Genomic DNA, 26,547 nt, shown 5'->3' on the forward strand with positions numbered 1-26,547 from the left:
GCTCGCGAGCTTGATGGCGCCCGGGATGGTCCTGCCGGGCACGTAGGACGGCAGGGACGCCAGGTCAGCACGGGTTCGCACGGTCATGCACCAAATCCTCCGTCCGGCTCCGGGAGCCGATCGATTGTCGGGGGTCAGTTCTCGGCGTCTTCGAAGATCAGGAACGTCTTGGTCGACAGCACTCCGGGAATCGTCTGGAGTTGTTCGAGGACGACGCGGCGCAACGCGTTGTTGTCCTCCGCCCGGACGAGCAGCATCACGTCGAACTCGCCGCCCACCAGCGCCATGTGCCGCACCTCCGGGATCGCCCGCAGCGCGGCCTGCAGATCGCGCCAGCTGTTCTGCCGCACCGTCATCGCCACATAGGCCGACGTGGTCAGCCCGACCTTGAGCGGGTCGACCCGTGCGGTGAAACCGGTGATCACCCCGTCTGCCACCAGGCGCTCGAAACGGGCGTAGGCGTTCGCGCGCGAGATCGTCACGCGCTCGGCCAGCGCTCGCCCGGACAACCGCCCGTCCGACTCCAGTTCGCGCAGGATCCGGCGGTCGATCTCGTCCAGCTCCGTGTCCACGTGTCTCGCTCCCGGGGTCAAAAGCGCGGTGTGCCGAGCCAACTGGACCTGCTGAATCGTGCAGGCAAGTCAATCGTCTCGCACTGGTTCCTGGATCTGTCCGAATGGCCATCAATCTAGGCAATATTCGTGACGAGTGTAAAGCCATCTGGAGGTGTGGATTGAATGCCGGTCAGCTCAAGGCGGCCATCACCGCGGCCCGGTTGCTCGACGAGACCGGCCGGCTGGTCAGGGGAGCGTCGGCGCCCGACGCCGAGGCGTTGGTCGACGGGTACCGCAAGCTCGTGTTCGCTCGCAGGCTGAACGAGCAATGCGGGGCCTTGGTCCGTCAGGGACGGTTGGCCGTGTACCCGTCCTCACGGGGGCAGGAGGCCTGCCAGGTCGCGTGCACGTCGGTGCTGGCGGACGGCGACTGGCTGTTCCCGACCTACCGCGACACTGCCGCGATCGCGGCTCGCGGGGTGGATCCGGTCGAGGTGCTCACGTTGCTGCGCGGCGACTGGCACTGCGGCTACGACCCGAACGAGCACAAGGTCGCGCCTCAGGCCACCCCGCTCGCCACGCAGTTGCTGCACGCGGTCGGCGTCGGCCACGCGGCGCGGCTCAAGGGCGAGAACACGGTCGTGATGGCGCTGTGCGGCGACGGCGCGACGAGTGAGGGCGACTTCCACGAGGCCTGCAACTTCGCCGCGGTCTTCCGTGCGCCGGTGGTGTTCTTCGTGCAGAACAACAAGTACGCGATCTCCGTCCCGCTCGCGCGCCAGTCGGTGGCTCCCTCGCTCGCGGCCAAGGCGATCGGCTACGGCATGCCCGGCGTGCGCGTTGACGGGAACGACCTGCCGGCACTGGAAAAGGTGCTTGGTGAGGCGGTTGCGCGGGCTCGCGCGGGCGACGGGCCGACCCTGGTCGAGGCGGACACCTACCGCATCGAGTCCCACACCAACGCCGACGACGCCACCCGCTACCGCGCCGACGACGAGGTCACCGAATGGCTTCCGCGTGACCCGTTGCTGCGGGTACGCACCTACCTGACGGCGATCGGCGTGCTCGACGACGACCGTGAGCAGGACATCGCCGCGGCAGCGGAGGAGATGGCGGCAGCGGTCCGGGCCGGAGTCGGCGCCGAGACGGTCGTCGATCCGGAAGAAGTGTTCGCCCACGTGTACTCCACCCTCACGCCGCAGCTTGCGGAACAGCGCGCGGCTCTGCGGGCCGAGCTCGAACTCGAGGAGGCCTGATGGGTGCCGTGACGAAGATGACGATGGCGCAGGCGATCAACGCCGCGCTGCGGGACGCCATCACCGAGGACGACTCGGTCGTCGTGTTCGGTGAGGACGTGGCTCAGCTGGGCGGCGTGTTCCGGGTGACCGACGGGCTGCACGCCGAGTTCGGCGAGAACCGGGTGTTCGACACCCCGCTGGCCGAGTCCGGAATCGTCGGCATGGCGGTGGGCATGGCCATGAACGGCATGCGCCCGGTGGTCGAGATGCAGTTCGACGCCTTCGCGTATCCCGCGTTCGAGCAGATCGTCAGCCACGTCGCGAAGCTCGGCAACCGCACCCGCGGCAAGGTGCGGCTGCCGATCGTCATCCGCGTTCCTTATGCCGGCGGGATCGGCGGTGTGGAGCACCACTGCGACTCGTCCGAGGCCTACTACGCCCACACTCCTGGCCTGACCGTGGTCGCACCGGCCACCAACGCCGACGCCTACGGCCTGCTGCGCGCGGCGATCGCCGGCTCCGACCCGGTGATCTTCCTGGAGCCCAAGAAGCACTACTTCTCCAAGGAAGAGGTCGACGTGTCGGTGTCGGTGCCGCCGATCGGCCGCGCTGTGGTCCGGCGACCGGGCAAGGACGCCACGTTGATCGCTTACGGCCCCTCCGTGCCGGTGGCGCTGGCCGCCGCCGAGCAGGCCGCGACCGAAGGCAGGGACCTGGGCGTGATCGATCTGCGCTCCATCGTCCCGTTCGACGACGAGACCGTGTGCGCCGAGGTCCGCAGGACCGGCCGGGCGGTCGTGGTCGCCGAAGCACCGGGCTTCGCTTCCGTGGCCTCGGAAATCGCCGCACGGGTAGGGGAGCGCTGCTTCCACCACCTGGAAGCGCCGGTGCGCCGGGTCACCGGTTTTGACGTGCCTTATCCACCACCGAAGCTGGAGCACCACTTCCTGCCTGGGGTGGACCGGATCCTGGACACCGTCGACACGCTGCAGTGGGAAGAGGACGTCGCATGAGCACCCAGGTGTTCGACCTGCCCGACCTCGGAGAGGGACTGACCGAGGCCGTGCTGATCCGGTGGCTCGTCAAGACCGGTGACTCCGTCGCGGTGGACGAGCCCGTCGCCGAGGTCGAGACCGCCAAGGCGATGGTCGAGGTGCCCTCGCCGTTCGGCGGTGTGATCGCGCGACTGCACGGTGAGGAAGGCTCCACGTTGCAGGTGGGATCGCCGTTGATCTCGGTCGACGCGGAAACTTCCGCCGCGGAGTCCTATGTGGAGGAAGAACGTGCCGGTTCGGGCAATGTCCTGATCGGCTACGGAACTTCGGGGGCGGCCTCGTCTCGCCGCCGCCGGAGAAGGGCCGTTCCCCGTCCCGCGCCCACGAGGCAGACCCGGAACGGGGAACGGCCCGCTGTGCAGTCGCCGATCGTGCGCAGGCTCGCCCGTGACAAGGGTGTCGACCTGACCACGTTGACCGGCACCGGACCCGATGGCTTGATCATGCGACGCGATGTCGAAGCAGCTGCCGCACGTGAGCCTGTGGCCGTGCCGCAGCCTGTTGCGGTCGTGAGCGACGTGGACCAGCGCACCGGCCTGCCGATCCGCACCCGAGTGCCGCTGACGGGCATGCGCAAGGCGGTCACCACGACGCTGACCCGCAGTCGCACCGAGATTCCCGAAGCGACGACCTGGGTGGACGTCGACGCGACGGCGCTGCTCGAACTCCGCGCCGAACTGAAGGAAACCGGTACGGCACCGGGAATCCTCGCGATGATCGCCCGGTTCGTGGTGGCGGGCCTCGCCCGCTTCCCGGAGCTGAACTCCCGGGTCGACACCGAGCGCGGCGAGATCACCCACCTCGACGGCGTCAACCTCGGCCTCGCCGCGCAGACGGACCGCGGACTCGTCGTCCCGGCGATCAAGGACGCGCACCGCCTGAGCATGCGCGGACTCGACACCGAGATCCGCAGGCTCACCGTCGCGGCGCGCGAGGGAACCGCCACCACGGCCGAGCTGACGTCAGGCTCGTTCACCCTCAACAACTACGGGGTGCTCGGGGTCGACGGCAGCGCCGCGATCATCAACCACCCCGAGGTCGCGATCCTCGGCATGGGCCGGATCTTGCCCCGGCCGTGGGTGGTCGGACGAGAGATCGCGGTGCGGCACATCGTGCAGCTGTCGCTCGTGTTCGACCACCGCGTCTGCGACGGCGGCACGGCGGGCGGCTTCCTCCGGTTCGTGGCGGATTGCGTGGAGGCGCCGAAGTCGGCGATGGCGGACCTGTAGCGACGTCAGGCCTGGATGCCGCGCAGGATCATCGAGCAGATCTGGTCGGCCAGTTCGCCGGGCTTGCGCCGGCGGGCCGGCCGGTACCACTCGGCCAGCGAGTTGATCGTGCCGAAGATCAGCCTGGCGGTGGTGCGCGCGTCGAGGTCGGCGCGCACGTCGCCGTCGTCGATCGCCTCCTGAACGACACCGGCGACGAACTTGTCGAATGTGCGGCGCTGATCGAGTGCCCACCGTTCTGTCTCGGTGTTGCCGTGCACGCTCAGCAGCAACCGCACGTACGGCAGTTCGGCCGCGAGGATCTCGACGTTGCGCTTGATCAGGTAGGTGAGCCGGTCGAGCGCGCGTCCCGAGGTCGCGCCATCGTCGGTCGTGCTCGCCAGCAACGGTTCCAGCGCGCGTTCCAGACCGAGCCGCAGCAGCTGTTCCTTGCTCTCGATGTGGTGGTAGATCGAGGAACGGGACAACCCCGACGCCTGTGTGAGGTGCTGGAGGCTGGTGCCGTCGTAACCGCGTTCGGTGAACACCCGCACCGCGACCTCCACCAGCCGGTCGAGGTTGTAGGGCGCTTTCCACCGCCCGCGCTGGGGTGCCTGCTCGCTCACCGGCTCATCGTCCCACGGGGTGATCAGCCGACGGGCGAGCAGGCCGTACGCCTATTGCTTGGCCACCAGCGTCAGCACGTCGTAGGTGGCGACCGGGTCGTTGTCCTGGTTCGTCACCACGGCATCCCACCGCACCTCGCCGTACTCGGCGTTGGTGCGCGGAGTGATCTGCTTGACGGTCAACGTCACCGCGATCGTGTCACCTGTCTTCACCGGCGTGAGGAAGCGCAGGTGGTCCACACCGAAGTTGGCGAGCACCGGTCCGGGATTGGGCTCGACGAACAAACCAGCCGCGAGCGAGACCACGAGGTAGCCGTGCGCCACGATGCCACCGAACAACGGGTTCGCCGCCGCCGCTTCCGGATCGGTGTGCGCGTAGAACGTGTCGCCGGTGAACTCGGCGAAGTGGTCGATGTCCGCGAGGGTGACCTGCCGGGTCGCCGACTCGACGGTGTCACCGATCTTCAGCTCCGCCAACGACTTGCGGAACGGGTGCACCTCGTCGACCACGCGGCGGGAGCCGGCCGTCCAGCGTCCGGTGATCGCGGTCAGCATGTCGGGCGAGGCCTGCACCGCGGTGCGCTGCATGTGGTGCAGCACGCCGCGCACGCCGCCGAGTTCCTCGCCGCCCCCGGCCCGGCCGGGTCCACCGTGCACGAGCATCGGCAGAGGGCTGCCGTGGCCGGTCGACTCTGCGGCGTCGTCGCGGTCGAGCACCAGGATCCGGCCGTGCCACGGTGCCACGCCCAGCACCACCTGCCGTGCGACATCGGCGTCGTGCGTGACGAGGGAACCGACCAGGCTGCCCTTTCCGCGCGCGGCCAGCTCGATCGCCTCGGTGGTGGTGCGGTAGGTGAGCACGGTGCTGACCGGGCCGAACGGCTCGACGTCGTGCGGCTCGGCGGCACCGGCACGGGCGCGCAGCAGGACGGGGGAGAGGAACGCACCACGTTCGGCGTCGGCGTCGACCAGCCTCACGTCGTCCGGGTCACCGAACACGACGTCGGCGGTGTTGCGCAACGACTCGATCGCCTTGCGCACCTCCTGCCTCTGGTCGAGCGACGCCAACGGGCCCATCCGCACGCTCTCGTCCGCCGGGTTGCCCACCGTGACCTTGGCCAGCCGCGTGGAGATCGCGTCGACCACGGTGTCCGCAATGGACTCCGGCACGATCGTCCGCCGGATCGCGGTGCACTTCTGACCGGCCTTCGCCGTCATCTCGGTGACGACGCCCTTGACGAACAGGTCGAACTCGGGATCGCCGACCTGCACGTCGGGCCCGAGGATCGAGCAGTTGAGCGAATCCGCCTCCACGCCAAGACGAACGCCACCGTGCAGCACGTTCGGGTGCCGGCGCAAGATGCCTGCGGTGTGCGCGGATCCGGTGAAGGCGACGGAGTCCTGCTCGTCCAGCACGTCGAGCAGTCCGCTGGGGCTGCCGGACAACAGCTGCAGGGATCCTTCCGGCAGGATCCCGGACTCGATGATCAGCCGCACGACGGCCTCGGTGAGGTAGGCGGTCTGCGATGCGGGCTTCACGATGCTCGGCAACCCGGCCAGGAACGCGGGCGCGAGCTTCTCGAGCATGCCCCACACCGGGAAGTTGAACGCGTTGATCTGCACCGCCACACCGGGGCGCGAGGTGTAGAGGTGCTGGCCGAGGAACGTGCCCCCGCGGCCGAGCCGTTCGAGATCGCCGTCCAGCACCACCGTGTCGTTCGGCAGCTCGCGCACTCCTTTGCTGGCAAAGCTGAACAGCGTGCCGAACCCGCCGTCGATGTCGACGAACGAGTCGCGCTTGGTGGCGCCGGTGCGGAACGACAGCTCGTACAGGGCGTCCTTGTGGCCGCTGAGGTGCTTGGCCAGCTCCTTGATCAGCGCGGCGCGCTGGTGGAACGTCAGCTCGCGGATCGCCGGGCCGCCGACGCGCTTCGCGTGCTCGGCCATCGCGCCCAGATCCAAGCCCTGGCTGGACATCCGCGCGACCTCCTCGCCGGTCGCCGCGTCGAGCAGTGGTTCACCGTCAGCCTGTGCGCGGAACCAGCGGCCCGCTGCGTAACTCTCCAGAAGTGCAGTCACTGTCACAGATTCCTCTCCCTTGCGAAGGCCGTGCTCCGTGTGTCACGGTAATACAGAACGTTCGGTCAGTAAATCAACGGAGGCGCGATGACCGTCACGGAACCCCAGCTCGCCGAGCACTTCGGGGCGACCATCGCGCGGGGCGACCGGATCGAGCCGCGCGACTGGATGCCCGAGGCTTACCGCAGGACGCTGATCAGGCAGATCGCACAGCACGCGCATTCGGAGATCATCGGCATGCAGCCGGAGGGCGACTGGATCTCGCGGGCACCCTCGTTGCGGCGCAAGGCAATCCTGCTCGCCAAGGTGCAGGACGAGGCGGGCCACGGGCTGTACCTGTACTCGGCGTGCGAGACGCTCGGCACGTCGCGGCGTGAGCTGACGGACAAACTGTTGAGCGGCAAGCAGAAGTACTCGTCGATCTTCAACTACCCGACGCCGTCCTACGCCGACGTCGGCACGATCGGCTGGCTCGTGGACGGTGCCGCGATCTGCAACCAGGTGCCGTTGTGCCGCACCTCCTTCGGCCCCTACGGCCGGGCGATGATCCGCATCTGCAAGGAGGAGTCGTTCCACCAGCGGCAGGGCTACGAGCTGCTGATGACGATGATGCGCGGCACCGACGAACAGCGCGCGATGGTGCAGGAGTCCGTCGACCGGTTCTGGTGGCCGGCCCTGATGATGTTCGGCCCGCCCGACGGCGCCTCCCCGAACACCGAGCAGTCGATGGCGTGGGGCATCAAGCGCAACACCAATGACGAGCTGCGGCAGAAGTTCGTCGACATGACCGTGCCGCAGGCCCGCGCGCTCGGCGTCACGCTGCCCGATCCTCAGCTGCGGTGGAACTCCGAGCGGCAGGCGCACGACTTCGGCGAGCCGGACTGGGACGAGTTCTGGGCCGTGGTCAACGGCGCCGGGCCGTGCAATGCCGAGCGGTTGGCACACCGCCGCAAAGCACACGACGACGGCGCCTGGGTGCGCGAGGCAGCGGTGGCGTTCGCTCGGCTGGAGGAGGCGCTGTGAGTGAGTGGCCGCTCTACGAGGTGTTCGTGCGCGGCAAGCGCGGCCTCAACCACGTGCACGTCGGATCGTTGCACGCACCCGACGACAAGCTCGCCCTGATGCACGCGCGGGACGTCTACACGCGACGCAACGAGGGCGTGTCCATCTGGGTCGTGCGCGCCTCGGACATCACCGCGTCCAGCCCCGACGAGAAGGACCCGATGTTCGCGCCGAGCGGGGACAAGGTCTATCGGCACCCCACGTTCTACGACATTCCCGCGCACGTTCCCCACCTGTGAGGCCTGCCTGATGATCAGCGACGACCTGCTCGGGAGCGAGGCGCACTGGGCGTTCGGCACCGACTTCGAGGACCCGCTGGCCGGGGTGGACACGACCGTGCCGGACGACATCGACCCGGCTGCGCTCGCCCGGTACTGCCTCATGCTCGGTGACGACGCTCTCGTGCTCTCCCAACGGCTTTCGGAGTGGTGCAGCCGTGCTCCGGACCTCGAAGAGGACATCGCGCTCGCCAACATCGCGCTCGACCTCCTCGGCGAGGCCCGGTTGTTGCTGGCACGTGCCGCTGTTGCTGACCCGTCCGTGGTGCCGTCCTTGCCGGACGGCTCACCGGTGCCCGCGGAGGACGCACTGGCCTTCTTCCGCTCTCCTGCGGAGTTCCGCAACGTGACCATGACCGAGCTCCCCAACGGCGACTTCGCCGAGACGATCACCAGGTTGCTGCTGTTCAGCGTCTGGCGTCTGGCGGAGTTCGAGTCGCTGCTGACGCACCCGGACGCGGTGCTCGCCGCTGTCGCCGCGAAGGGCCGCAAGGAACTTGCGTACCACCGCGACTTCGCGGCCCGCTGGTTCGTGACGCTCGCGCGCGGCACCGCCGAGTCCCGACGGCGAGTGCTCACTGCCCTCGCCGGACTGTGGGCGTTCTGGCCGGAGCTCGACGCGCCCGCCGACGTCGAGGTCGTGCTGGACCAGGTGTTCGCGGCCGCTGACGTGTCCCGGCCTGAAGTCACACCGGCTCGTGGTCTTGGTCGCGAGTGCGTGCACACCGAGGCGTTGACGGACCTCCTGGCAGAGATGCAGAGCGTTGCCAGGGCGCACCCGAGGGGGCTGTGGTGACCGTGCTGGACCGTGCCCGTGCCGTGGCCGCCACGGTGGTCGATCCGGAACTGCCGATGCTGACGCTGGCCGATCTCGGCGTGCTACGCGATGTCGAGGTCTCCGCGCTGGGCGGGGTCCTCGTGTCGATCACGCCCACCTACTCCGGTTGTCCGGCGATGGCGACGATGCGCGACGACCTCGTGCGCACGTTGCGCTGCGAGGGCTTTGCGGACGTCGAGGTGAAGATCGCGTTGCAGCCCGCCTGGACGACCGACTGGATCACGCCGGCCGGTCGAGCGGCCCTCGCCGAAGCCGGCATCTCACCACCAGGACCCGCACCGCGGCGCGATGGTCCGGTGCTGCTCTCGCTGGGGCCGGTCAGGCGCGCGAACCGTTGTCCTCGTTGCGATTCCGAGGACGTCGAGCTGACCTCCGAGTTCAGCTCGACCGCGTGCAAGGCGCTGTACCGCTGCCGGGCGTGCCTTGAGCCCTTCGACCACGTGAAGGAGATCTGACATGGCGTTCCACCCGCTGGCCGTGTCCGCGGTCGACCGGGTCACCGACGACGCCGCGGCCATCACCTTCGCGGTGCCGGATGACCTGCGCGAGGTGTTCTCCTTCGCGGCCGGGCAGTCGCTGACGTTGCGCCGGGTCGTGGAGGGTGTCGAACATCGCCGGACCTACTCGATCTGCGCGCCGGTCGGTTCGTCGCCGCGCATCGGTGTGCGGGAGATCCCAGGCGGCTTGTTCTCGAGCTGGTTGGTGCGCGACGTCCGGCCAGGAGACTCGGTGGAGGTGCAGCCGCCGGCCGGCGGCTTCCGAGCCGACCCGGCCGAGGGCGGTCGTCACCTGTGCATCGCGGCGGGCTCGGGCATCACGCCGATGCTCTCGATCGCTTCAACCGTTCTGGGCAACCTGGACGCGCGCGTGACGTTGCTCTACGGCAACCGCACCACGAACACGGTGATGTTCGCGGAAGAGCTGGCCGACCTGAAGAACGCGCACAACACCCGGTTCGACCTCGTGCACGTGTTGTCCCGTGAGCCCCGGGACGTCGAGCTGTTCTCCGGCAGGCTCGACGCCGACCGGCTGCGGCAGCTGCTCACCCGGCTCGTGCCCGTCACGGAGATGGACCACGTGTGGCTGTGCGGGCCGTTCGAGATGCTCACGGACGCCAGGGAAGTGCTTGCCTCGCTGGGGGTTGCGCCGGAGAAAGTCCACTTCGAACTGTTCTACGTCGACGAGCCGCCGCCGCAGCTCCGGCACGTCGAGAACGTCGTCGAGGGCGACACGAGCGAGGTCACCGTCGTGCTGGACGGCCGGACGACCATCACGCCGATGCGTCGCGACCGCACGATCCTCGACTCCGCTCAGCAGGTGCGCGGTGATGTGCCGTTCGCCTGCAAGGGCGGTGTGTGCGGCACCTGCCGGGCGCGGATCTGCGACGGCAAGGCCGACATGGTCCGCAACTACGCGCTCGAACCCGACGAGGTCGACCGTGACTTCGTCCTGACCTGCCAGACGTTCCCCGTCAGCGACACCGTGACCGTCGACTTCGACGCTTGATCCTGGAGGAGCACCCTTGCCCGAGGCATTCGTTCTCGACGGCGTTCGCACGCCGATCGGCCGCTACGGCGGCGCCCTCGCCAAGTCCCGTCCGGACGACCTCGCCGCGCTCGTCGTGCGCACGGCCGTCGACCGCACGGGCATCGACCCGGCGGACGTGGACGAGATCGTCTTCGGCGCCGCGAACCAGGCGGGGGAGGACAACCGCAACGTCGCCCGCATGGCCGGCCTGCTCGCCGGGCTGCCGGACACCGTGCCGGGCTTCACCGTCAACCGCCTGTGCGCCTCCGGGATGACCGCGCTCGCCACCGCCAGGCAGATGATCGCCGCCGGTGACGCGGACGTCGTGATCGCGGGCGGCGTCGAGTCGATGACACGGGCGCCGTGGGTGACCGAGAAGCCGAGCAAGGCGTTCGCTCGTCCCGGTGCGTCCTTCGACACCTCGATCGGCTGGCGCTTCACCAACCCGGCGTTCGATGCGGACACCACGCTGGCGATGCCGCAGACCGCCGAACGTGTCGCCCAGCAGTGGAAGCTGACCCGTGAGGAGCTCGACGAGTTCGCGCTGCGGTCGCACCAGCGCGCCGTCGACGCGCAGAAGAACGGCCGGTTCGGCGCCGAGATCGTGCCGGTGGGCGAGGTGACGGAGGACGAGGGCCCGAGGGCCGACACCAGCCTGGCCAAGCTCGCCGGTCTGCGGCCGGTCCACGGGCCCGGTGGCGTGATCACCGCGGGCAACTCGAGCTCGCTCAACGACGGTGCGGCCGCCGTGGTCGTGGTGAGTGAGCGGTACGCGGCGCGGCACGGCCTGCAGCCGCGGGCACGGCTCGTCGCGGGAGCGAGTGCCGGCGTCGCTCCCGCGATCATGGGCATTGGACCTGTTCCGGCGACGCGGAAGGTGCTCGACCGGGCGGGATGGTCGTTGTCCGATGTGGACGCCGTCGAGCTGAACGAGGCGTTCGCCTCCCAGTCGCTCGCCTGCGTGCGCGACCTCGGCCTGGACCCCGAGATCGTGAACTCCGACGGTGGTGCGATCGCGCTGGGTCACCCGCTCGGCTGCTCGGGCACGCGGATCGTCGTCACGCTGCTGGGCAGGCTGGAGAGAGCCGGTGGCCGGCGTGGCCTGGCCACGATGTGCGTCGGCGTTGGCCAGGGTTCGGCATTGTTGTTGGAGCGCCCGTGACGACCTTTCCCGCTTCTGTCGGCGTGTACGGGGGCGGCCGCATGGGCGCCGGTATCGCGCACGCGTTCGCCGTGGCCGGTAGCACCGTCACCATCGTCGAGACCCGTGCGGCCGCTTCCGACGCGCGTGTTCGCGTGGAGAAGACCTTGGCCAAGGCAGCTGAGAAGGGCATCGAGGTCGCCGGCGGCATTTCGGTCACCACGGACCCGTCCTCGCTTGCCTCGGCGTCGCTCGTGGTCGAGGCCGTGCCGGAGCTCGCAGACCTGAAGTTTCGGGTGCTCGCCACGATCGCCCGGTTCGCCCCCGCGGCCGCCATCGGCACCAACACCAGCTCGTTGTCGATCGACGACCTCGCCTCCGCGCTCCCGAACCCGTCCGTCCTCATCGGACTGCATTTCTTCAATCCGGTCCCGGCGAGCGACCTGGTCGAGGTCGTGGTCGGCGCTCGCACCGCGCCGGGCCTGGTCGGGCAGGCCCGGGAATGGGTGCGCTGCCTGGGCAAGCGCGCGATCACCGTGCGGGATTCGCCGGGGTTCGCCAGCAGCCGCCTCGGCGTCGCGATCGCCCTGGAAGCGATGCGCATGCTGGAGGAAGGCGTCGCATCCGCCGAAGACATCGACCGCGCGATGACCCTCGGCTACCGTCACCCGATCGGACCGCTGCGCACGACCGACCTCGTCGGCCTGGACGTGCGGCTGGCCATCGCGGAGTACCTCGAACGCGAGCTCGGGCCGCGCTTCACTCCGCCGCGGTTGCTGCGGGACAAGGTCAAGGCCGGGCAGCTGGGCCGCAAGTCCGGGCAGGGGTTCTACCAGTGGTGACAGCGCGGCGCTGACGCCGTTTGGGACACTGCACGGCATGACCACCACGGAGAACGGCAAGGCGGGCCGCCGCCGCGGACGACCGGGCTACGACCTGGAAACCCTGCTGAAAGCGGCCGCCGAGCTGTTCTACGAGCGGGGCTACGACGGCACCAGCATCCAGGACCTCGCCACCCGCCTGGGCGTCGCGAAGTCCGCGATCTACCACCACGTGCCGAGCAAGGAGGCGCTGCTCAGCCTGGCCGTCGATCGCGCACTCGACGGCCTGTTCGCAGAGGTGACCAAACTGGAATCGGTCGGCGGCCGCGCCGTCGACCGGCTCGAGCACCTGGTCCGCGGCAGCATCGCCGTGCTGGTCGACGAGCTGCCCTTCGTCACGCTCCTCCTGCGCGTCCGAGGCAACACCGAAACCGAACGCGACGCGCTCGCCCGCCGGCGCGAGTTCGGCCAGATCGTCACCGCCCTCGTCGCACAGGCCGTGGCCGAGGGGGACCTCCGGGCCGACATCAATCCGGCCATGTCCACTCGCCTGTTGTTCGGCATGGTCAACTCGCTCATCGAGTGGTACCGGCCTCAGGGCGATCTCACCACCGCCGACCTCGCCGAGACGGTCGTCGCCGTGGCGTTCGACGGCTTGCGCATTCGAGGCGTCTGACCAACGCCGGCTCTGCCGGACTGGGAAGACGCGTCGAGGCTCAGCTGAGCCCTGTGGGTGCCGAGAAATACGTCCGTGCAGGCCAATGGCATCGATGGGTAGCGGTCATCGTCCGGCATGATCGCGGCCGTGCTGGTCCGCTTCGCCTACCTCGCCGTCTCCCACGCCTTCGCCGCGCTATGGCTCCTGCGCATGACCGATCGGGCGAAGGGCGTCGAGATCCTCGCGCTACGCCATCAACTCGGCGGTCCTGCAGCGGCAAATTGGTGGTCAGCGCCTACGAATGCGGTCTGAGGACAGGACGTTGCTCGCAGCTTTGCTCGTGCCCCTGGCCCGTGCAAGGTTGCGTCGGCTCCGGCTCTTGGTCAGCCCGGATGCGGTGGTCACCGTGGAACCAGACATCCGGCTGCGGGACCTGGTACGGCTGGCCAAGATCCGCTGGCGCATCGAGCACGACTACCGCGAACCAAGACGGCCTCGGCCTGGACCACTTCGAAGGCCGCTCCTGGCTCGGCTGGCACCGCCACGTCACCCTCGCCGCCGTCGCCCAGGCCATCTGCACCCAGCTCCGCCGCACCCCCAAAGCCCCTGCGCAGGCCTGAGCCTCTACGCGGTCCTGCGCGAGCTCCAGGCCTTGCTCGCGGTCTGGACAGGCATCTGCCACACCTGCCGACAACCCGTCCAGACCCCAACACCCACAACTACACCCCAGGTCAACAACACCTGACAAAGCACTGCTAGATCGACCTGAGGACTCGGACACGGTCGGCGATGGCGCGCCGGGCCACGTCGGAGTCGAAGGCGATCGAGTCGAACTCGTGCGGTGCGCCGGGGTGCAGGTGGAACTCGACCGGTACGCCGGCGCGGCTGAGCTTCGTCGCGTAGGCCAGGTCCTCGTCGCGGAAGACGTCGAGCTGGCCGACCTCGACGTAGGCCGGTGGCAGGCCGGACGCGTCCTCGAGCCGGGCGGGTGCCGCGGTAGCCGGGATGTCGGGCCCGCCGGCGCCGTCGCCGAGCAGCGCGGGCCACGCGGTGAGGCTGTCGTCGTAAGACCACAACGCGAAGGGCGCGATGTGCGGGTCGACCTCGGTGGTGCGGTCGTCGAGCATCGGCATGATCAGGAGCTGACGGGCGATGGCCGGGCCGCCGCGGTCACGGGCGAGGATCGACAGTGCCGCCGCCATCCCGCCTCCGGCACTGTCGCCCATCACGCCGATTCGGGCGGGGTCAACGCCCAGTTCGGCGGCGTTGTCGTGCAGCCAGCGCAGCGCCGTGCAGGCGTCTTCGAGCGGGGTGGGGAAGGGGTGTTCGGGCGCCCGGCGGTACTCGACGGACAGCATCGGCACGCCGCTCGCGGACACGTACCGGGAGACCGGCCCGTCGAACAGGTCGATGTGGCCGAAGATGTACCCGCCGCCGTGGAAGAACAGCACGGCCGGGCCTGGCGTCGCGCCTTCCTTGGTGTACCAGCGCATCGTGATCCGTGCGCCGTCGTCCGCGGTGGCGTGGTGGTCGGTGGTGGTCACGTCGGCCGGGACCGGCTGGGCCGTTCCGGCGGCGCCGATGATCGGCTCCCACATGGCCCTGCGCGCCTCGACGTCGCCCACGGCCGGAGGGGTGGCGTCCGCCATCGCACCGGCCATTGGAGCCAGTGCGGTGGCGATCTCGGGATCCAGCCCGAGCGACATGGTCTGCTCCTCTCTGTTGTGGGTTGTCAGACGCCGGAAACGAGGAAGACGACCTTGCCGCGGACCGCGCCCGACGCGGCCTGGGCGTGGATCCCAGGCAGTTCGGTCAGCGGCACGCGCTGGGCGACGTCGACCCGCAGGTCGCCGGAGTCGACCAGCGCCACGAGCTTCGCCAGCTGCTCGGCGTCGCTGCGGACGTAGAGGTTGATGCCGCGCACGTCGCGGTCTCCATCGGTCGGCGCGGGCATCCAGATCGTCGTGTTGACGACGACTCCGCCAGGACGGACCACCGTCACCAGCTCGGCCAGGGCCGCCGGAGCGACCGGCGCGAGGTTGAGCACGAGGTCAACCTCCTCGGCCACCGCCGAGAGAACGCTGGTGGTGGTGTGGTCGACGACCTCGGCGGCACCGGCGGTCCGCACGGCCTCGGCGCTGCGCGGGCTGGCCGTGGCGATCACGTGGGCACCGGCCTCCTTGGCCAGCTGGACGGCGTAGCCACCGACCGGTCCGCCCGCGCCGTTGACCAGCACGCGCTGCCCGGCCTTCAGCTGACCGTGGTCGAAGAGCGCCTGGTAGGCGGTGAGGCCCACCAGCGGCAACGCGGCGGCGTCGGCCAGCGGGATGCCCTTGGGAGCCAGGGCCAGGGCGACGGCCGGTGCGATGACGTACTCGGCCGCCGCGCCGGGCTTGGTCATCGGCAGGAAGCCGACGACCTCGTCGCCGACCTGGAAGCCCTCGACGCCCTCGCCCAGTGCGTCGACCGTGCCGGCGACGTCGAGGCCGGGGGTGTGCGGCAGCTCGACAGGGATCTGGCCCTGCATGACGCCCAGGCGGATGTTGCCCTCGACGGGGTTGAACGTCGTGGCCGAGACGCGGACCAGGACCTCACCGGGCCCGGCGACGGGCTGCTCCACGTCCTCGTACCGCAGGACCTCGGGGCCGCCGAACTCGTGGAAACGCACTGCCTTCATGGCGATTCTCCTTCGCTGTTTGCTTCGAACTCGAAGCATCTGGACCCGAGAGTAGACCTGCTTCGAATTCGAAGCAAAGTGACGTGCGGCACTCCCCGGCCTGGGGCCGTCCTGGGGTCAGCGGGGAGGGCCGAGCAGGACGTTGCCGGAGATCTCGGCGGCTTCCGCGAGCAGCGACAGCGGGATCTCGAACCCCTCGGGACGCGGTTCGCGCAGGTCGCGACCGGCATGGCGGAACATCTTCTCCAGTCCGCCAGGAGTTGAGATGAGCAGCAGGTCGGCCTTCTCGGAGGTGATCCGGTAGCTGTGCGGAATGCGGCGAGGCAGGAAGACGATGCCGCCTTCGCGCAATGCGTGCTCTTCGTCGCCGGCCCACACCAGCGCGGAACCGGACAACAGGAGGAAGACCTCGTCCTCGTTGTTGTGCATGTGCCACGGCGGCGCCTCGTCCAGGCTTGCGTCGAAGCGCCCGACGGTCAGCTGCCCTCCCGTCGCCTCGGCGTCGAGCAGGATGCTGAACACGCTCCCGCCGATCCATTCGAGCTGTTGCTGGTCCTCCCGCTGGGACAGGTGGGGGATGCTCAAGGTGGTCCTCGGGGTCAGTGGGACGGCGGCGCTGTCCTCATGCCTGGAGACCCTGGTGTGCGCCGCTGCCCGGCCGCCACGTCCTGCGGTGCTCACCTGTGTCCAGCGCTGCTCAACTCGCGCACACTCCGCGAGCTCTCGGCAGGGCGTTGCCCGAGCGCTCCTTCGAATTCGAAGCAGTAGGATGCGGGCATGCCCGACTCACCGCCGTCGCTCGACCCCGTCCAGCTCGGCGCTTACTTCGCCCTCGTCGAGGTGACCAGCCTGCTGCGCCACGCGGTCGAGCAGCAGCTGAAGGAAGCTGGTGACCTGAGCTACGTGCAGTTCCAGCTGCTGGCGCGGCTCGGGGACTCGCCGACGGGCAGCCACCGCATGACCGACCTGGCCGACGGCGTCGTCTACAGCCGCAGCGGCCTGACCTACCAAGTGGGACTGCTGGAGAAGGCGGGTCTGGTCGAACGCTCGCCGTCCGCCGACGACGAGCGGAGCGTCACGGTCACCATCACCGATGCCGGACGCACGTTGCTCGCGGCGGTGTTGCCCGGGCACGTCGAGGTCGTCAGCGGGCTGCTCTTCGAACCGCTGTCGCGCGATGATGTTCACACCCTCGCAGAGCTGTTGGCGCCGGTGCGCGACCACATGCGATCAGCGCCGCCGCGTTCGGCAGCGCCTCGCCGCCGCAAGACCTGACGTCACCTGGCCAGGAGGTGTGCGACGAGCCGCTCCTTGGCCAGGGCGAGCCGGCGCCGGTAGGTGCCGTATGGCACGCCCAGCCGTCGCGCGGTCGCCTTGTGGGTGCCTGACGCCGAGATGTAGGTGGCGGTGAGGGCGTCGTGTGCTTTTACGCCGGCGGGGTCGACCCGTAGCGCGTCGAGGGCCGCCGTGATGGCATCGCGCAGGTCCGCAACGGGATCGGCCGACTCTGGTGGTACCAGGTGCGACTGCAGCAGGACGCTCGTAGCGAACTCGCGGGGAGTACGCCACGTGCGCAGTGCTTCGAGTACGCCCTTCTCGAACGCCTTGCGCGGCTGGAGATTGGCTGATCTCGGGCCCCACGAGGCCACGGGCGCGGCGGCATGGACCCTGTCCTCGACCCACTGCTCCACGGGCTGCCGCCGCAAGTCCCTGCCGAAGACGTGCTGCCTGAGCCCGTCGACCTCCACCGTCACCACCTCGTGCAGCCCGGCGGCGGTGAGGTGGTGCCGCCACCGTTCGGCGTCCTGGAAGACGGTGAAGGTCACCGCCCGTCCTGGGGTCCGCATCTCGGCCGCGACGGTGCGCCGGCCGATGAGATCCATCAGCGGCGAGGGCCGTTGGTGCCCGCCGGGCTGCACCGCGAAGCGGCGGACGTCCAAGTACTCGCCCTGGCGCAGTGGAGCGACAGCCTCGACGTGTTTCCACAGCGCCGCGATCACCGGGTCGGCGGCCAGGTCGTCGGGTGACGGCGCCTCCAGTCGCAGGACGGCCATGAACCCCAGCAGCCTGCCTGCGGAGCGGTAGACGCGAAATCCCTCCGGCTGGCGTCGGATCCAGTACGCGACCGCGGACTCCCGGGCCACGCGCAGGATCTCGGACACGTCGGCGGGGTCGAGAGGCGTGTCCTCGATGTGGGGATGGGCCCGCCAGTCGTACAGGTCGTGCGGGTCGGCCTGGTCGAGGAAGAGGAACATCCACTCTGCGGCGCGCTGCAGTGCGTCGTCCTCGGCAGCCCGGCGCACCGCGCTCAGGCATGCGACCGAGATGCGCGTGCGGACTTCCTGGTAGCGCTCGGGGTCCCGCCACCGCAGATCGGCTGCGAGCGTGGATCGCACCGCGACGTGAGGATGCAGTCCTTGGGGCGTGGTCTCGACGTAGGGCTGTCGGCGCAGCCAGGAGAACACCGTCGCGGCGTCCTCGTCGCCGAGCACTGCGCGCAGCAGTTCCTCACGCGTGACACAAGCCTGCGCGAGGACGTCGAGGGCGCGTCGGTGAGCATCACTCGGCAGATCGCCCACCAGTCGCTCCACCAAGGTGGTCAGCACCTCACCGGTGGGCTCACCAACCGCGGCCGGTGCCGAGGCGGCGAGGGAGAGAGCGAGCGGGCTGCCACCCGCGAAGGCGACGATGGCGGCGCGGTGGTCCGGTGCGACGTTCCGTGCGGCGAGAACGGAATCGGACTGGACGGCGTCGAGCGGTCGCAGGGCCAGTTCGGTGAACACCTGCGCCCAGCCGGGATCCAGCGTCCACTCGGCGTCAGGGGCGATCGTGCTCGCGAGCACGACGATCGCTCCCTCCGCGAGCCGCAGCAAGAAGGTGTCGCGCAACCACGGCTCAAGTTGTTGGGAGCGCTCGAAAGTGTCGATGAGGAGCACCGCACCGGGTTCGACGCACGCCAGCGCGGCGGTTTCTTCCAGGCGACGCGGATCCGTGTTCAGGAACCGCGCGTCGACCCGCACGACCTCGCGACCAGCGAGCTCCGCCTGCGCGGCGGCGTAGCGCAACAGCGAGGACTTGCCGATGCCGCCGGGACCGTGGACGTACGCCACGAGCGGAGCGTCGGCCGCCCCGGACAGCATCCGGTCGAGTACCGACCGCTCGGAGTCCCTGCCCACCAACGCTCCTGCTCGCGCCTTGGCCAGCCGACCCGCCAAGCCCAGGCCCACGTTGATCAACATGGCCCCCAGGATCGCCGCCTGCGGACCGGTCAGCCTGGGCCAGCTTGTCCCACCCTGACGACGGCAGGCCCGGTGGAGGCGCGGACGACCTCGTCGAGCCGTCCCGCGCTGGCCGAACCCGGTGCGGCGGTGAGCACCACCGCCTGGAGGTTGTCGCCGGGCACCTGCAGCAGAGTGCCGTCGAGCGCGATGTCACCCACGCCCGCATGTCGGAACACGGCTCGATTCCCATAGTCGGCAACGGTTCTTGGCGCACGCCACAGGCTGTCGAACGAACGGCTCGTGGTCCGCAGCTCGTCGATGAGTTCGGCGAGCGGCTCGTCGGCGGGGTAGCGCAGGGACGTGCTGCGCAATCGGGCGGCGAGCGCCGCCCGGAACGCGGCCGCGTGGTCGTCATCGCGGCTGATCTCGCGGTGGGCGTGGGAGAACGTGCGCCATGCGACGTTCCAGTCCCGGGCCTGCTGGTTCGACGCTCCCGCTCCGAGCGCCATCCACGCACCGTTGACGGCGACGACGTTCCACGCCGCATCCGTCAGGAACACGGGGGTGTCGGCGAACCGATCCAGCAACCGCATCGCGGCGGACCCGGCCGCGCGCGGCACCTGCCCGTCCGCCGCGGCATACCCGGCCAGCGCGCAAAGCCGTTCGTACTCGGCCGGCCTCAAGCACAACGCACGGGCGATCGCGTTCACCACCGCGGCAGACGGGTGACGGCGGCCCTGTTCCAGCCGCCGCACGTAGTCCGCCGACACCCCGGCCAGCTCGGCGAGCTCCTCCCGCCGCACGCCCCGAGCCCGCCGCCTGCCGACCGGCAACCCGACCGCGGCGGGCTCCGTGTTCTCGCGCAACCGGCGCACCTCCGCGCCGAACTCCTGCAACGCCATGACGCAAGTGTCCCTGATGGAGCAGATACGGCGTCTCAATTGTCTTTGTGGGCGCCACCTCGACGACGGGGACGCGGACACCGGCGGCTCGGATCGCCGCTACTGCGGCACGATCGGCCGACAGGTCGCGAACCCACCGGCGTCGGTTCGCGCCGACAGGTGGACCGGGCACCGTGAGCGGCATGAGCGTGCGTTCGGAGCTACCAGATCCGGTGGTGTCGCCTGCTTCCGGAAGTACTAAGTGCTCACCTGTGCCGTGATCGCGTACGCGTCCGTTCAGCGCCGTTGAACTGCGGTTTACCGCAGTTGAGCGCAGTTCAGGTCGATCCGAGGATTCCTTCTGTGTGAACTATGGCCACGAGACCGGGCTGACCTGCGAAAGCGCGACTCTTGCAGGTCGGCGCGGTTCCGTTCAGGTCCATAGAGGACCGTTCAGGCATGTTCAACGCGCGGAGTTGCTCCCAATCTGCTCCCACTCCGTGCTCCCAAGGCTCCTCGGCTCTGTTTCGCCTGAGGCTCGGCGTGCACGCTCGGCGGCATGAGCGGATGCCCCAGGAGGAAAGCACGCGACGAGCGCCACGTCGTTTGGAACACTGCGGCGATGCGTAGTTCGATGGTGTTCACTGACCGGGAGAACTGGAACGGCGGTTTCTACGAACTGTCGTTGGAGCTCGGTGACCGCGACGACGACCGTCTTCAACTCGCGCTTACCGCGCTGTGGGGGGCAGCCGCTGGCACCGGCTGCTACGGCAGCAGGGATCGGGAACCGGCCGACCAGATCGAGATACCCGTCACCGTGGCGTCCTTTGAGGAGTTCGGCCACCTGCGAGGCATTGTGCGACTGCCGCTGGGAGGCTCCGTCGTGTGCGGCTGCTTCTCCACGCGCTCCGACGACGGCGAGGACTGGCTGACGTTCTACCTCCCGCTCGGTGCGTTGGCCGCATTGGATAGTCGCATCGGTGGCTTTCCGTTCGGCCCGGGCAGTGAACCGCAGGCGCTGGTCTGGCGTGCTTCCTTGGACACGTGGCTGGCCAGTGTGGCGGACCAGGTGTTCCGCCAGGTCGACTTCCGGCTCGGCCTGATCGGCTTCGAGGTCGACTACACGAACGCGGCCGAACTCGATGGAGTAGTGCCCGAACAACGCTGGAACGGCTACCTTCTGCCCGCCGACGGACAGCTGCGCTACACGCCAGCGAACCACTAACACGAGCACCACGCTCCTGATGGACATGTCCACATCGGCATGAGCGGACGTCTGATCTGCTTGACCGCTCTGTCGCCCAGCCGTGCCGCTGCCGCAGCGGCCGATCACGGGCGTGATGCCTTGCCCGGAACAATGCGCAGGGCCGGACTGCGGCGACGTGACCCCGGAGCGCGCCCCACCGCGGATGTCCAGATCCACTGGTGGGCGCGCTGACCGAGTGCCGATCCCTATTCGGTGAACATGGTGAACGAACGCATCTGGCCGAAGCGCTTCGCGGCGAGATCATCGGAGCTGATCAGGAAGCATCCGTAGTAGACCTCGCTCTCCGTGGGGAACTGGGCGAGCGGCACCCATTCCCGGATCAAGCGGTACTCCTCTTCGTGCCGCAGGCGAACCCGCTCCGCCCTCGACATGTCCGGATCAGCTGCCTGCCGGCTCCTGACGTTGTCGAACGCCATCTGTGTCCACGGGCCGTCCTGGCCGCCGATCTCCCGGCAGTATCCGCCGATGCGTAGCGTGCAGTAGCGGTCCTGATCCGGCCAGAGTTCGTCGACGAGCTCGCACAACTGGTCGATGTGCTTCAGTTCGTCGAACAGCTGCTTCACGGTGTCTGCCTCGAACTCGACGTCACGCTCTTCGATCCAGTCCGGCAGCACAGGCTGCACCCACGCGGCGAGCCGGCGCTCGGGGATGAGGAACGGGATGTCTTCGTGGAAGAACGTCCTGGTGTCGTGACCGGGCGGCGGTAACGCCACCTCCGTCTCCGCGCCGGCCGGGACGTACAGGGCTCGTGAGAACTCGGTGGTGGGATTTTCTTCCATGTCTTCCTCGTGGTGCAGGAAGAACAGCAGCGAGCCGTCCGCCGGCAGGCCAAGCCCTTCCGTTCGCGGAAGGGCCGCGCAGTCGACGGAGCCGATGAACGGCAACGGGTCCCCGCCGCCCGGCCACTCCACGCCCACCGGTAACCGAGGAAGCCCTCCGAACTGCCCTGCAACGTCGTCCCCGGCACCGCTCGGGCCCGCCCAGATCGCGAACCGGAGTTGCTCGGCGAACTTGCCGGCCTCGTCCTCCGGAATGTCTCGATCGATTGCCGCACTGCGGAACTGTTCATGACGATCCATGGCGCAGCATGATCGCAGATCGGTGGAAGCGCTCCCTCCCGTCGGGTACGGCACCACCGACCATTGCCGGGTATCTGTGCAGCGCCCACGCGAAGACCCGATCGATCGTCTGGGAACCGCGGTGATCAGTCGTCGGAGATCCAGATTGCCGCCCGAGACGATCACGCCGATCCGGCGCCGCGGGCGTCGTATGCGTCCGGACAGCAGAGCCGCCAACCCGGTGGCGCCGCTGGGTTCGACGACGATCTTCAGTCGTGTCAGGGCGAAGTGCATCGCCTGGCGTATCTCGCCTTCGAGGAGAACGAGCCGTACGCCGCTGCGGGGCGGCGTCTGAGACAGTGACCGCACGCGGCGCAGGGCGGACCGTCGGAACGGCAGGACTCCGCGCATCCACCGACGGCGTCAGGTCTGCTCGGTCTCGACCTCCGCGTACTTCTCGTCCCGCCAGTCCTCCTGCAGCTCCAGGTCCCGCAACTGGTTGTCGATGTGCGGTGCGAACATCTGGCGCTCGCGTCGCCGGTCTGTCTCAAGCACGTGCACGAGCTGGGCATGAACGATCTCGTCTGGCAGGTGCCTGCGGCCATGCAGGCTTCTTCAACCTGAGCAAGCGCGTCGAAGCACAGCACTCCACGCACCTGCTCGGTCTCGCAGCCGCGCGGCAGGCCGACAGCGCGGAGGGAGTCGCGTTGATGCATCTGGGGATCAGCGCTGCACAGCGCTTCTGGAAGAACGATGGAGAGGCGATCGATCGTGGACTAGAGGCGCTTGAAGGCTTCCGCACCCTGGGGAACCGGCGGTTCGAGGGGATCGTGCTGAGCAACGTGGCGATGAGTTATGTCTACACCGGACAGTTCGACAAAGCATACGAGCTATTCGAGTACAGCCTGGCGGCCGCGCGCGAGGTCGGTGACCGGCACGCCGAGGCTTGGGCGTTGACCAACCTCGGAGCGGCGCAACGTCGCAACGGTCTGCTCGACGACTCGCTATCGGCGTTGCGGCGTGCGGCCGAGATCCGCACCGCGACCGAAGATCCCGACGGCGAGGCATGGACCCGAGCCGAACTTGGTCGGACCTGTTCCGATCTGGGACTGTCCGACGCGGCCGAGGAGGCGTTCGAAAGGTCCATCGCGCTGCATCTGGCGCATGGCAACACCTACGGTCGTGCCAGGGCACTCGAACAGTTGGGCGTCCATCTCCAGCGAGCCGGCCGGTACGTCCGCGCACGAGAGGTCTGGGAGGAGGCGCTGCCGCTCTTCACGCACTGCGCGGGTCCGACGCCGGCCGGCTGCAGTTGAACCTCACCAGCCTTGGGGATTGACGGTGAACCCAGGACCTCGCGTTGTGCTCGCCCGGATCAAGTTCACGTGGCTGGGAACTCAGGTTCCTTGGATCGCCAGTCGTACAGGGACGAGAGCGCGTCATATCCTGCTTCGGCCAAGTCGCCGAGTACGCGGTGGAGTCCTCCGTCGCGCCAGTGGAGGAGATGCCTGGGCAGGGATACCCGACTACGAGGATGTGCTCTCGATTCGCCTCTGCGCACGGGCTACGACCTCGCAGCGGCGAAGCTCAACCGGAGTCTGGTCGACCGCCAGCTGGGCCCTGACGTCGAGGCCGCGGCGACTCTGGTCGACGAGTTCGCCGACATCTGACGGGGTTTCACTCAGCTTGGGCCGGGCGACGGGTCCTGTCGAGCACAGGCTTCCGGGAGACTGGCTCGGCTGGTTTCCGGGGCTGCGGTGACGGGGGAGCATCGCGTGCAGAGCCTAGTGTCGGCGCGAGGTGTCAGAGTTCGCCGTTCATGCTTCGGTTGTCGTATCAGTCGATGTACTCGACAGTTGCGGTCTCCCGGCCGCGCGACGGGCTGCGGCTGCGGACGAGTTCGGCTTTGTGCAACGAGTTGAACGCCACTCGGCCGAGCACGCCTCTGCCGCCTGGTGCGCGAGCGTCAGCGTTCGCCGTATGTCATCCACAGTGGACGGATGCACGCCGGCAACAGGTACATTGCCGCCCGATGGCGGCATGGCGGGGAGAGGTGTACGTGCCGAAAAGTACGTCCGTGCAGTTCAGTAGACATCGAGGTGTTGCCGGTCTTCGTCCGGCATGATCGCGGCCGTGCTGGTCTGCTTCGCCGCCGAAGGCCGATGCTGGGCCAGCGACCTGGTCAACGCGTTCACTCGGCTGACCGCGCTACCGCAACCAATCACCTGACCACCGGCCCACGTCCCGACGAGCAGTCGGCGGAGGACCCGGCCACCACGCCGGCCATCGGCGTGTCCGTGAACTCCGGCGGACCGCCCCAAGATCAACTGCCCGGATCGCGGCCTTGATCAACGGTTGACGAACGGCTGACATCAGCCTGACAGCCGCCGAGCCTCTGCGAGGCCTGCGTCTCCCATGGGCAACTTCCCCGTTACATCTTGACGCGATGGATGTTATCGCTCACAGTTCCACGTGTTGCGTTCATTGCACCGCTGGTTGCCGATACCGCCTAATCCCTAAATATTCCCACCCCGGGATCGTCGTCGCAGAATGTTAGCGCTAACACGAAGTTCCCTGGGTCGTTGTCCGTGCGCGGGTGTTGTCGGTCCGCGCGCCGATGCGGCCTGCCCTCATGCCGGCGGTCCCACTTGGTGAAAGGAAAGATGCGATGTCGGTTGGGTTTGCGCGCACCGCGAGGTGGCGCAGTCGGTTGCGGTCGGGGTTGGCCGCTGCGGCAGCGGTGGTGGTCGTGGGCGGGCTGCTCACGGTAGCCACCACGTCGGTGTCGGCCGCCACGGTGGACACCACCGCCTGGTACGTACTGGTGAACCGCAACAGCGGCAAGGCGTTGGACGTGGCGGGCGTGAGCAGCGCCGACGGCGCCGCGGTCACGCAGTGGGCCCGGCACGACGGGACCAACCAACAGTTCCAGTTCGTGGATTCCGGCGACGGCTACTACCGGATCAAGGCGCGGCACTCGGGCAAGGTGATCGACGTGTCCAGCTGGTCGACGGCCGACGGTGCCGCCATCCACCAGTGGACCGACGGCAACGGCGCCAACCAGCAGTTCCGGCTGGCCGACTCCGACAGCGGCTACGTGCGCCTGATCAACCGCAACAGCAACAAGGCTGTCGAGGTCGGGAACGCGGCGACCAACGACGGCGCCGGCGTCGTGCAGTACAGCGACTGGGGCGGCAGCAACCAGCAGTGGCAACTCGTCCGGGTCGACGGGGGCAGTGGCGCATGCACGCTGCCGTCGACGTACCGCTGGACGTCGACCGGCCCGCTGGCACAGCCGAAGGCGGGGTGGGCCTCGCTCAAGGACTTCACCACCGTCGTCCGCAACGGCCAGAAGATCGTCTATGCCACGACGCACAACACCCTCGCCGGTCAAGACGGGAGGTGGGGATTGATGAGCTTCAGCCCCTTCACGAACTGGTCCGACATGGCCACCGCCACCCAGAACACGATCCCCTTCGACGGCATCGCGCCGACGCTGTTCTACTTCGCCCCGAAGAACCTCTGGGTGCTCGCCTACAACGGGGCTTGGCCATACAGCTTCGGCTACCGCACCTCGAGCGACCCCACCAACCCCAACGGCTGGGGCCCGCAGCAGGAACTCTTCACGACCACCCTCCCGGACGTTGTAGAGCCCGACGGCACGCGCCGGAAGGTCGGTCCCCTCGACGTGACCCTCATCGGCGACGACGCGAACATGTACATGTTCTTCGCCGACGATGAGGGCGGCATCTACCGCGCCAGCATGCCCATCGGCAACTTCCCGGGCACCTTCGGTTCGTTCACGAAGATCATGAGCGACACGGCGCTCAACCTGTTCGAGGCGGTCGAGGTCTACAAGGTTCAGGGTCAGAACCAGTACCACATGATCGTCGAGGCCCAGAATTACACAGGGTATGGTCGCTACTTCCGCTCGTTCACGGCCACCAGCCTCGGCGGCACGTGGACACCGCAGCCGCAGGCCGACACCGTGACCAGCCCCTTCGCCGGCAGTGCCAACAGCGGCGCGACGGCCTGGACCAGGGACATCAGCCACGGCGATCTGGTTCGCACCAACCCCGACCAGACCAAGACCATTGACCCCTGCAATCTGCAGTTCCTCTACCAGGGGCGCGACCCCAGCACCGACAACATGGACTACGGCATCCTGCCGTACCGGCCGGGCGTGCTGACACTGCAGCGCTAGCCGGTGGCGTGACACAGGTCCTGGTATTCCTGACATTCGCGGGCCCCGACGTACCCCGAACCGGGCGAGCGTCACAGCGAGCGATCAGGAACGGGTGAAGCTGGAGCGGGCGGGCTCGGCACAAGGCCGAGCCCGCCCGTGCACGCGGAGAACC

Annotated in this window: 26 protein-coding genes and 1 pseudogene; 17 read left to right on the top strand and 10 right to left on the bottom strand. The window is 68.7% G+C overall.

Translation table 11 applies throughout. From position 1 onward, the window contains the following. Nucleotides 1-134: 134 nt before the first annotated feature. Nucleotides 135-572, bottom strand: a complete 438-nt coding sequence (locus tag DI276_RS47780; protein ID WP_112276843.1) for an Lrp/AsnC family transcriptional regulator — start codon at nt 570-572, stop codon at nt 135-137. Between the two features lie 161 nt (nt 573-733). On the opposite strand from DI276_RS47780, the gene pdhA reads away from it, so the two are divergent. The 3 genes from pdhA to DI276_RS47795 are packed head-to-tail and all read left to right on the top strand — an operon-like array spanning nt 734 to nt 4,076. Beyond that, nucleotides 734-1,810 (top strand): pyruvate dehydrogenase (acetyl-transferring) E1 component subunit alpha, encoded by a 1,077-nt coding sequence (gene pdhA, locus DI276_RS47785; protein ID WP_232837422.1) that lies wholly within the window; start codon nt 734-736, stop codon nt 1,808-1,810. Next, nucleotides 1,810-2,805 carry an alpha-ketoacid dehydrogenase subunit beta gene (locus DI276_RS47790; protein WP_112276847.1) on the top strand — a complete coding sequence of 332 codons (996 nt, stop codon included), beginning with the start codon at nt 1,810-1,812 and terminating at the stop codon, nt 2,803-2,805. Before pdhA ends, DI276_RS47790 begins: the two co-directional genes overlap by 1 nt. Further along, the gene (locus tag DI276_RS47795) at nt 2,802-4,076 is read left to right on the top strand and encodes a dihydrolipoamide acetyltransferase family protein (RefSeq protein WP_112276849.1); all 1,275 of its coding nucleotides are present in this window, start codon (nt 2,802-2,804) and stop codon (nt 4,074-4,076) included. Before DI276_RS47790 ends, DI276_RS47795 begins: the two co-directional genes overlap by 4 nt. A gap of 5 nt (nt 4,077-4,081) precedes the next feature. On the opposite strand, the gene DI276_RS47800 is transcribed toward DI276_RS47795, so the two are convergent. Both DI276_RS47800 and paaZ read right to left on the bottom strand, forming a co-directional pair. Next, the gene (locus tag DI276_RS47800; RefSeq protein WP_112276851.1) at nt 4,082-4,681 is read right to left on the bottom strand and encodes a TetR/AcrR family transcriptional regulator; all 600 of its coding nucleotides are present in this window, start codon (nt 4,679-4,681) and stop codon (nt 4,082-4,084) included. Between the two features lie 51 nt (nt 4,682-4,732). Continuing rightward, nucleotides 4,733-6,760 (bottom strand): phenylacetic acid degradation bifunctional protein PaaZ, encoded by a 2,028-nt coding sequence (gene paaZ / locus DI276_RS47805; protein WP_112276853.1) that lies wholly within the window; start codon nt 6,758-6,760, stop codon nt 4,733-4,735. 87 nt (nt 6,761-6,847) lie between these two features. Between paaZ and paaA the strand changes: the two genes are divergently transcribed. The 10 genes and pseudogenes from paaA to DI276_RS47855 form a co-directional block, all read left to right on the top strand. Beyond that, nucleotides 6,848-7,783 (top strand): 1,2-phenylacetyl-CoA epoxidase subunit PaaA, encoded by a 936-nt coding sequence (paaA, locus tag DI276_RS47810; RefSeq protein WP_112276855.1) that lies wholly within the window; start codon nt 6,848-6,850, stop codon nt 7,781-7,783. Continuing rightward, nucleotides 7,780-8,061, top strand: coding sequence for a 1,2-phenylacetyl-CoA epoxidase subunit PaaB (paaB, locus tag DI276_RS47815; protein WP_112276857.1), 282 nt, complete (start codon nt 7,780-7,782; stop codon nt 8,059-8,061). Before paaA ends, paaB begins: the two co-directional genes overlap by 4 nt. A gap of 10 nt (nt 8,062-8,071) precedes the next feature. Then, nucleotides 8,072-8,896, top strand: a complete 825-nt coding sequence (paaC, locus tag DI276_RS47820; protein WP_112276859.1) for a 1,2-phenylacetyl-CoA epoxidase subunit PaaC — start codon at nt 8,072-8,074, stop codon at nt 8,894-8,896. 5 nt (nt 8,897-8,901) lie between these two features. Beyond that, nucleotides 8,902-9,393 carry a 1,2-phenylacetyl-CoA epoxidase subunit PaaD gene (gene paaD / locus DI276_RS47825; RefSeq protein ID WP_112276880.1) on the top strand — a complete coding sequence of 164 codons (492 nt, stop codon included), beginning with the start codon at nt 8,902-8,904 and terminating at the stop codon, nt 9,391-9,393. A gap of 1 nt (nt 9,394) precedes the next feature. Then, complete coding sequence (gene paaE, locus DI276_RS47830) at nt 9,395-10,444, top strand: 1,2-phenylacetyl-CoA epoxidase subunit PaaE (protein WP_112276861.1); 1,050 nt, start codon at nt 9,395-9,397, stop codon at nt 10,442-10,444. Between the two features lie 16 nt (nt 10,445-10,460). Then, the gene (locus tag DI276_RS47835) at nt 10,461-11,627 is read left to right on the top strand and encodes a thiolase family protein (protein ID WP_112276863.1); all 1,167 of its coding nucleotides are present in this window, start codon (nt 10,461-10,463) and stop codon (nt 11,625-11,627) included. Beyond that, nucleotides 11,624-12,448 carry a 3-hydroxyacyl-CoA dehydrogenase family protein gene (locus DI276_RS47840; RefSeq protein ID WP_112276865.1) on the top strand — a complete coding sequence of 275 codons (825 nt, stop codon included), beginning with the start codon at nt 11,624-11,626 and terminating at the stop codon, nt 12,446-12,448. Before DI276_RS47835 ends, DI276_RS47840 begins: the two co-directional genes overlap by 4 nt. Before the next feature lie 37 nt (nt 12,449-12,485). Further along, nucleotides 12,486-13,103 carry a TetR/AcrR family transcriptional regulator gene (locus DI276_RS47845; protein WP_112276867.1) on the top strand — a complete coding sequence of 206 codons (618 nt, stop codon included), beginning with the start codon at nt 12,486-12,488 and terminating at the stop codon, nt 13,101-13,103. A 117-nt stretch (nt 13,104-13,220) separates the two neighbouring features. Further along, on the top strand, nt 13,221-13,397 hold the full coding sequence (locus tag DI276_RS47850; RefSeq protein ID WP_198681352.1) for a hypothetical protein: 177 nt from the start codon (nt 13,221-13,223) through the stop codon (nt 13,395-13,397). A gap of 100 nt (nt 13,398-13,497) precedes the next feature. Further along, nucleotides 13,498-13,705, top strand: a pseudogene (locus DI276_RS47855) (IS701 family transposase); the annotation flags it as partial. Between the two features lie 135 nt (nt 13,706-13,840). On the opposite strand, the gene DI276_RS47860 reads toward DI276_RS47855, so the two are convergent. The 3 genes from DI276_RS47860 to DI276_RS47870 form a co-directional block, all read right to left on the bottom strand. After that, nucleotides 13,841-14,791, bottom strand: coding sequence for an alpha/beta hydrolase (locus DI276_RS47860; protein WP_112276869.1), 951 nt, complete (start codon nt 14,789-14,791; stop codon nt 13,841-13,843). Between the two features lie 26 nt (nt 14,792-14,817). Then, a complete protein-coding gene (locus DI276_RS47865; protein ID WP_112276870.1) occupies nt 14,818-15,762 on the bottom strand; it encodes an NADP-dependent oxidoreductase in 945 nt (314 codons plus the stop codon). A gap of 117 nt (nt 15,763-15,879) precedes the next feature. Further along, entirely contained in the window at nt 15,880-16,347 is a 468-nt protein-coding gene (locus DI276_RS47870; RefSeq protein ID WP_112276871.1) for a cupin domain-containing protein, read from the bottom strand. A gap of 192 nt (nt 16,348-16,539) precedes the next feature. On the opposite strand from DI276_RS47870, the gene DI276_RS47875 reads away from it, so the two are divergent. Continuing rightward, entirely contained in the window at nt 16,540-17,037 is a 498-nt protein-coding gene (locus tag DI276_RS47875; protein ID WP_112276872.1) for a MarR family winged helix-turn-helix transcriptional regulator, read from the top strand. Between the two features lie 2 nt (nt 17,038-17,039). Here DI276_RS47875 and DI276_RS47880 read toward each other — a convergent pair whose 3' ends face one another. Then, nucleotides 17,040-19,001 (bottom strand): P-loop NTPase family protein, encoded by a 1,962-nt coding sequence (locus DI276_RS47880; protein ID WP_232837423.1) that lies wholly within the window; start codon nt 18,999-19,001, stop codon nt 17,040-17,042. Nucleotides 19,002-19,030: 29 nt separating this feature from the next. Then, entirely contained in the window at nt 19,031-19,885 is an 855-nt protein-coding gene (locus DI276_RS47885) for a helix-turn-helix domain-containing protein (RefSeq protein ID WP_112276873.1), read from the bottom strand. Between the two features lie 601 nt (nt 19,886-20,486). Here DI276_RS47885 and DI276_RS47890 point away from each other — a divergent pair. Next, complete coding sequence (locus tag DI276_RS47890; RefSeq protein ID WP_112276874.1) at nt 20,487-21,089, top strand: hypothetical protein; 603 nt, start codon at nt 20,487-20,489, stop codon at nt 21,087-21,089. 227 nt (nt 21,090-21,316) lie between these two features. Here the strand turns inward: DI276_RS47890 and DI276_RS47895 are convergent, their stop codons facing one another. Beyond that, the gene (locus DI276_RS47895; RefSeq protein WP_198681353.1) at nt 21,317-22,375 is read right to left on the bottom strand and encodes a DUF1963 domain-containing protein; all 1,059 of its coding nucleotides are present in this window, start codon (nt 22,373-22,375) and stop codon (nt 21,317-21,319) included. A 237-nt stretch (nt 22,376-22,612) separates the two neighbouring features. After that, the gene (locus DI276_RS53210; RefSeq protein WP_269814378.1) at nt 22,613-22,744 is read right to left on the bottom strand and encodes a hypothetical protein; all 132 of its coding nucleotides are present in this window, start codon (nt 22,742-22,744) and stop codon (nt 22,613-22,615) included. Nucleotides 22,745-22,899: 155 nt separating this feature from the next. On the opposite strand from DI276_RS53210, the gene DI276_RS47905 reads away from it, so the two are divergent. Further along, nucleotides 22,900-23,505, top strand: a complete 606-nt coding sequence (locus DI276_RS47905; RefSeq protein WP_112276875.1) for a tetratricopeptide repeat protein — start codon at nt 22,900-22,902, stop codon at nt 23,503-23,505. Nucleotides 23,506-24,857: 1,352 nt separating this feature from the next. Beyond that, nucleotides 24,858-26,393 (top strand): non-reducing end alpha-L-arabinofuranosidase family hydrolase, encoded by a 1,536-nt coding sequence (locus DI276_RS47915; protein ID WP_112276878.1) that lies wholly within the window; start codon nt 24,858-24,860, stop codon nt 26,391-26,393. The last annotated feature ends 154 nt before the right edge of the window (nt 26,394-26,547 follow it).

It is taken from the genome of Lentzea terrae, from assembly GCF_003265345.1.
Lineage (GTDB): Bacteria > Actinomycetota > Actinomycetes > Mycobacteriales > Pseudonocardiaceae > Lentzea > Lentzea terrae.

Coding starts and splice junctions, on each gene's coding strand:
- DI276_RS47790 (WP_112276847.1), top strand. CDS start 1,810: ATGGGTGCCGTGACGAAGATGACGATGGCGCAGGCGATCAACGCCGCG.
- DI276_RS47795 (WP_112276849.1), top strand. CDS start 2,802: ATGAGCACCCAGGTGTTCGACCTGCCCGACCTCGGAGAGGGACTGACC.
- paaA (WP_112276855.1), top strand. CDS start 6,848: ATGACCGTCACGGAACCCCAGCTCGCCGAGCACTTCGGGGCGACCATC.
- paaC (WP_112276859.1), top strand. CDS start 8,072: ATGATCAGCGACGACCTGCTCGGGAGCGAGGCGCACTGGGCGTTCGGC.
- paaE (WP_112276861.1), top strand. CDS start 9,395: ATGGCGTTCCACCCGCTGGCCGTGTCCGCGGTCGACCGGGTCACCGAC.
- DI276_RS47845 (WP_112276867.1), top strand. CDS start 12,486: ATGACCACCACGGAGAACGGCAAGGCGGGCCGCCGCCGCGGACGACCG.
- DI276_RS47850 (WP_198681352.1), top strand. CDS start 13,221: ATGATCGCGGCCGTGCTGGTCCGCTTCGCCTACCTCGCCGTCTCCCAC.
- DI276_RS47860 (WP_112276869.1), bottom strand. CDS start 14,791: ATGTCGCTCGGGCTGGATCCCGAGATCGCCACCGCACTGGCTCCAATG.
- DI276_RS47865 (WP_112276870.1), bottom strand. CDS start 15,762: ATGAAGGCAGTGCGTTTCCACGAGTTCGGCGGCCCCGAGGTCCTGCGG.
- DI276_RS47875 (WP_112276872.1), top strand. CDS start 16,540: ATGCCCGACTCACCGCCGTCGCTCGACCCCGTCCAGCTCGGCGCTTAC.
- DI276_RS47880 (WP_232837423.1), bottom strand. CDS start 19,001: ATGTTGATCAACGTGGGCCTGGGCTTGGCGGGTCGGCTGGCCAAGGCG.
- DI276_RS47885 (WP_112276873.1), bottom strand. CDS start 19,885: ATGGCGTTGCAGGAGTTCGGCGCGGAGGTGCGCCGGTTGCGCGAGAAC.
- DI276_RS47890 (WP_112276874.1), top strand. CDS start 20,487: ATGCGTAGTTCGATGGTGTTCACTGACCGGGAGAACTGGAACGGCGGT.
- DI276_RS47905 (WP_112276875.1), top strand. CDS start 22,900: ATGCATCTGGGGATCAGCGCTGCACAGCGCTTCTGGAAGAACGATGGA.
- DI276_RS47915 (WP_112276878.1), top strand. CDS start 24,858: ATGTCGGTTGGGTTTGCGCGCACCGCGAGGTGGCGCAGTCGGTTGCGG.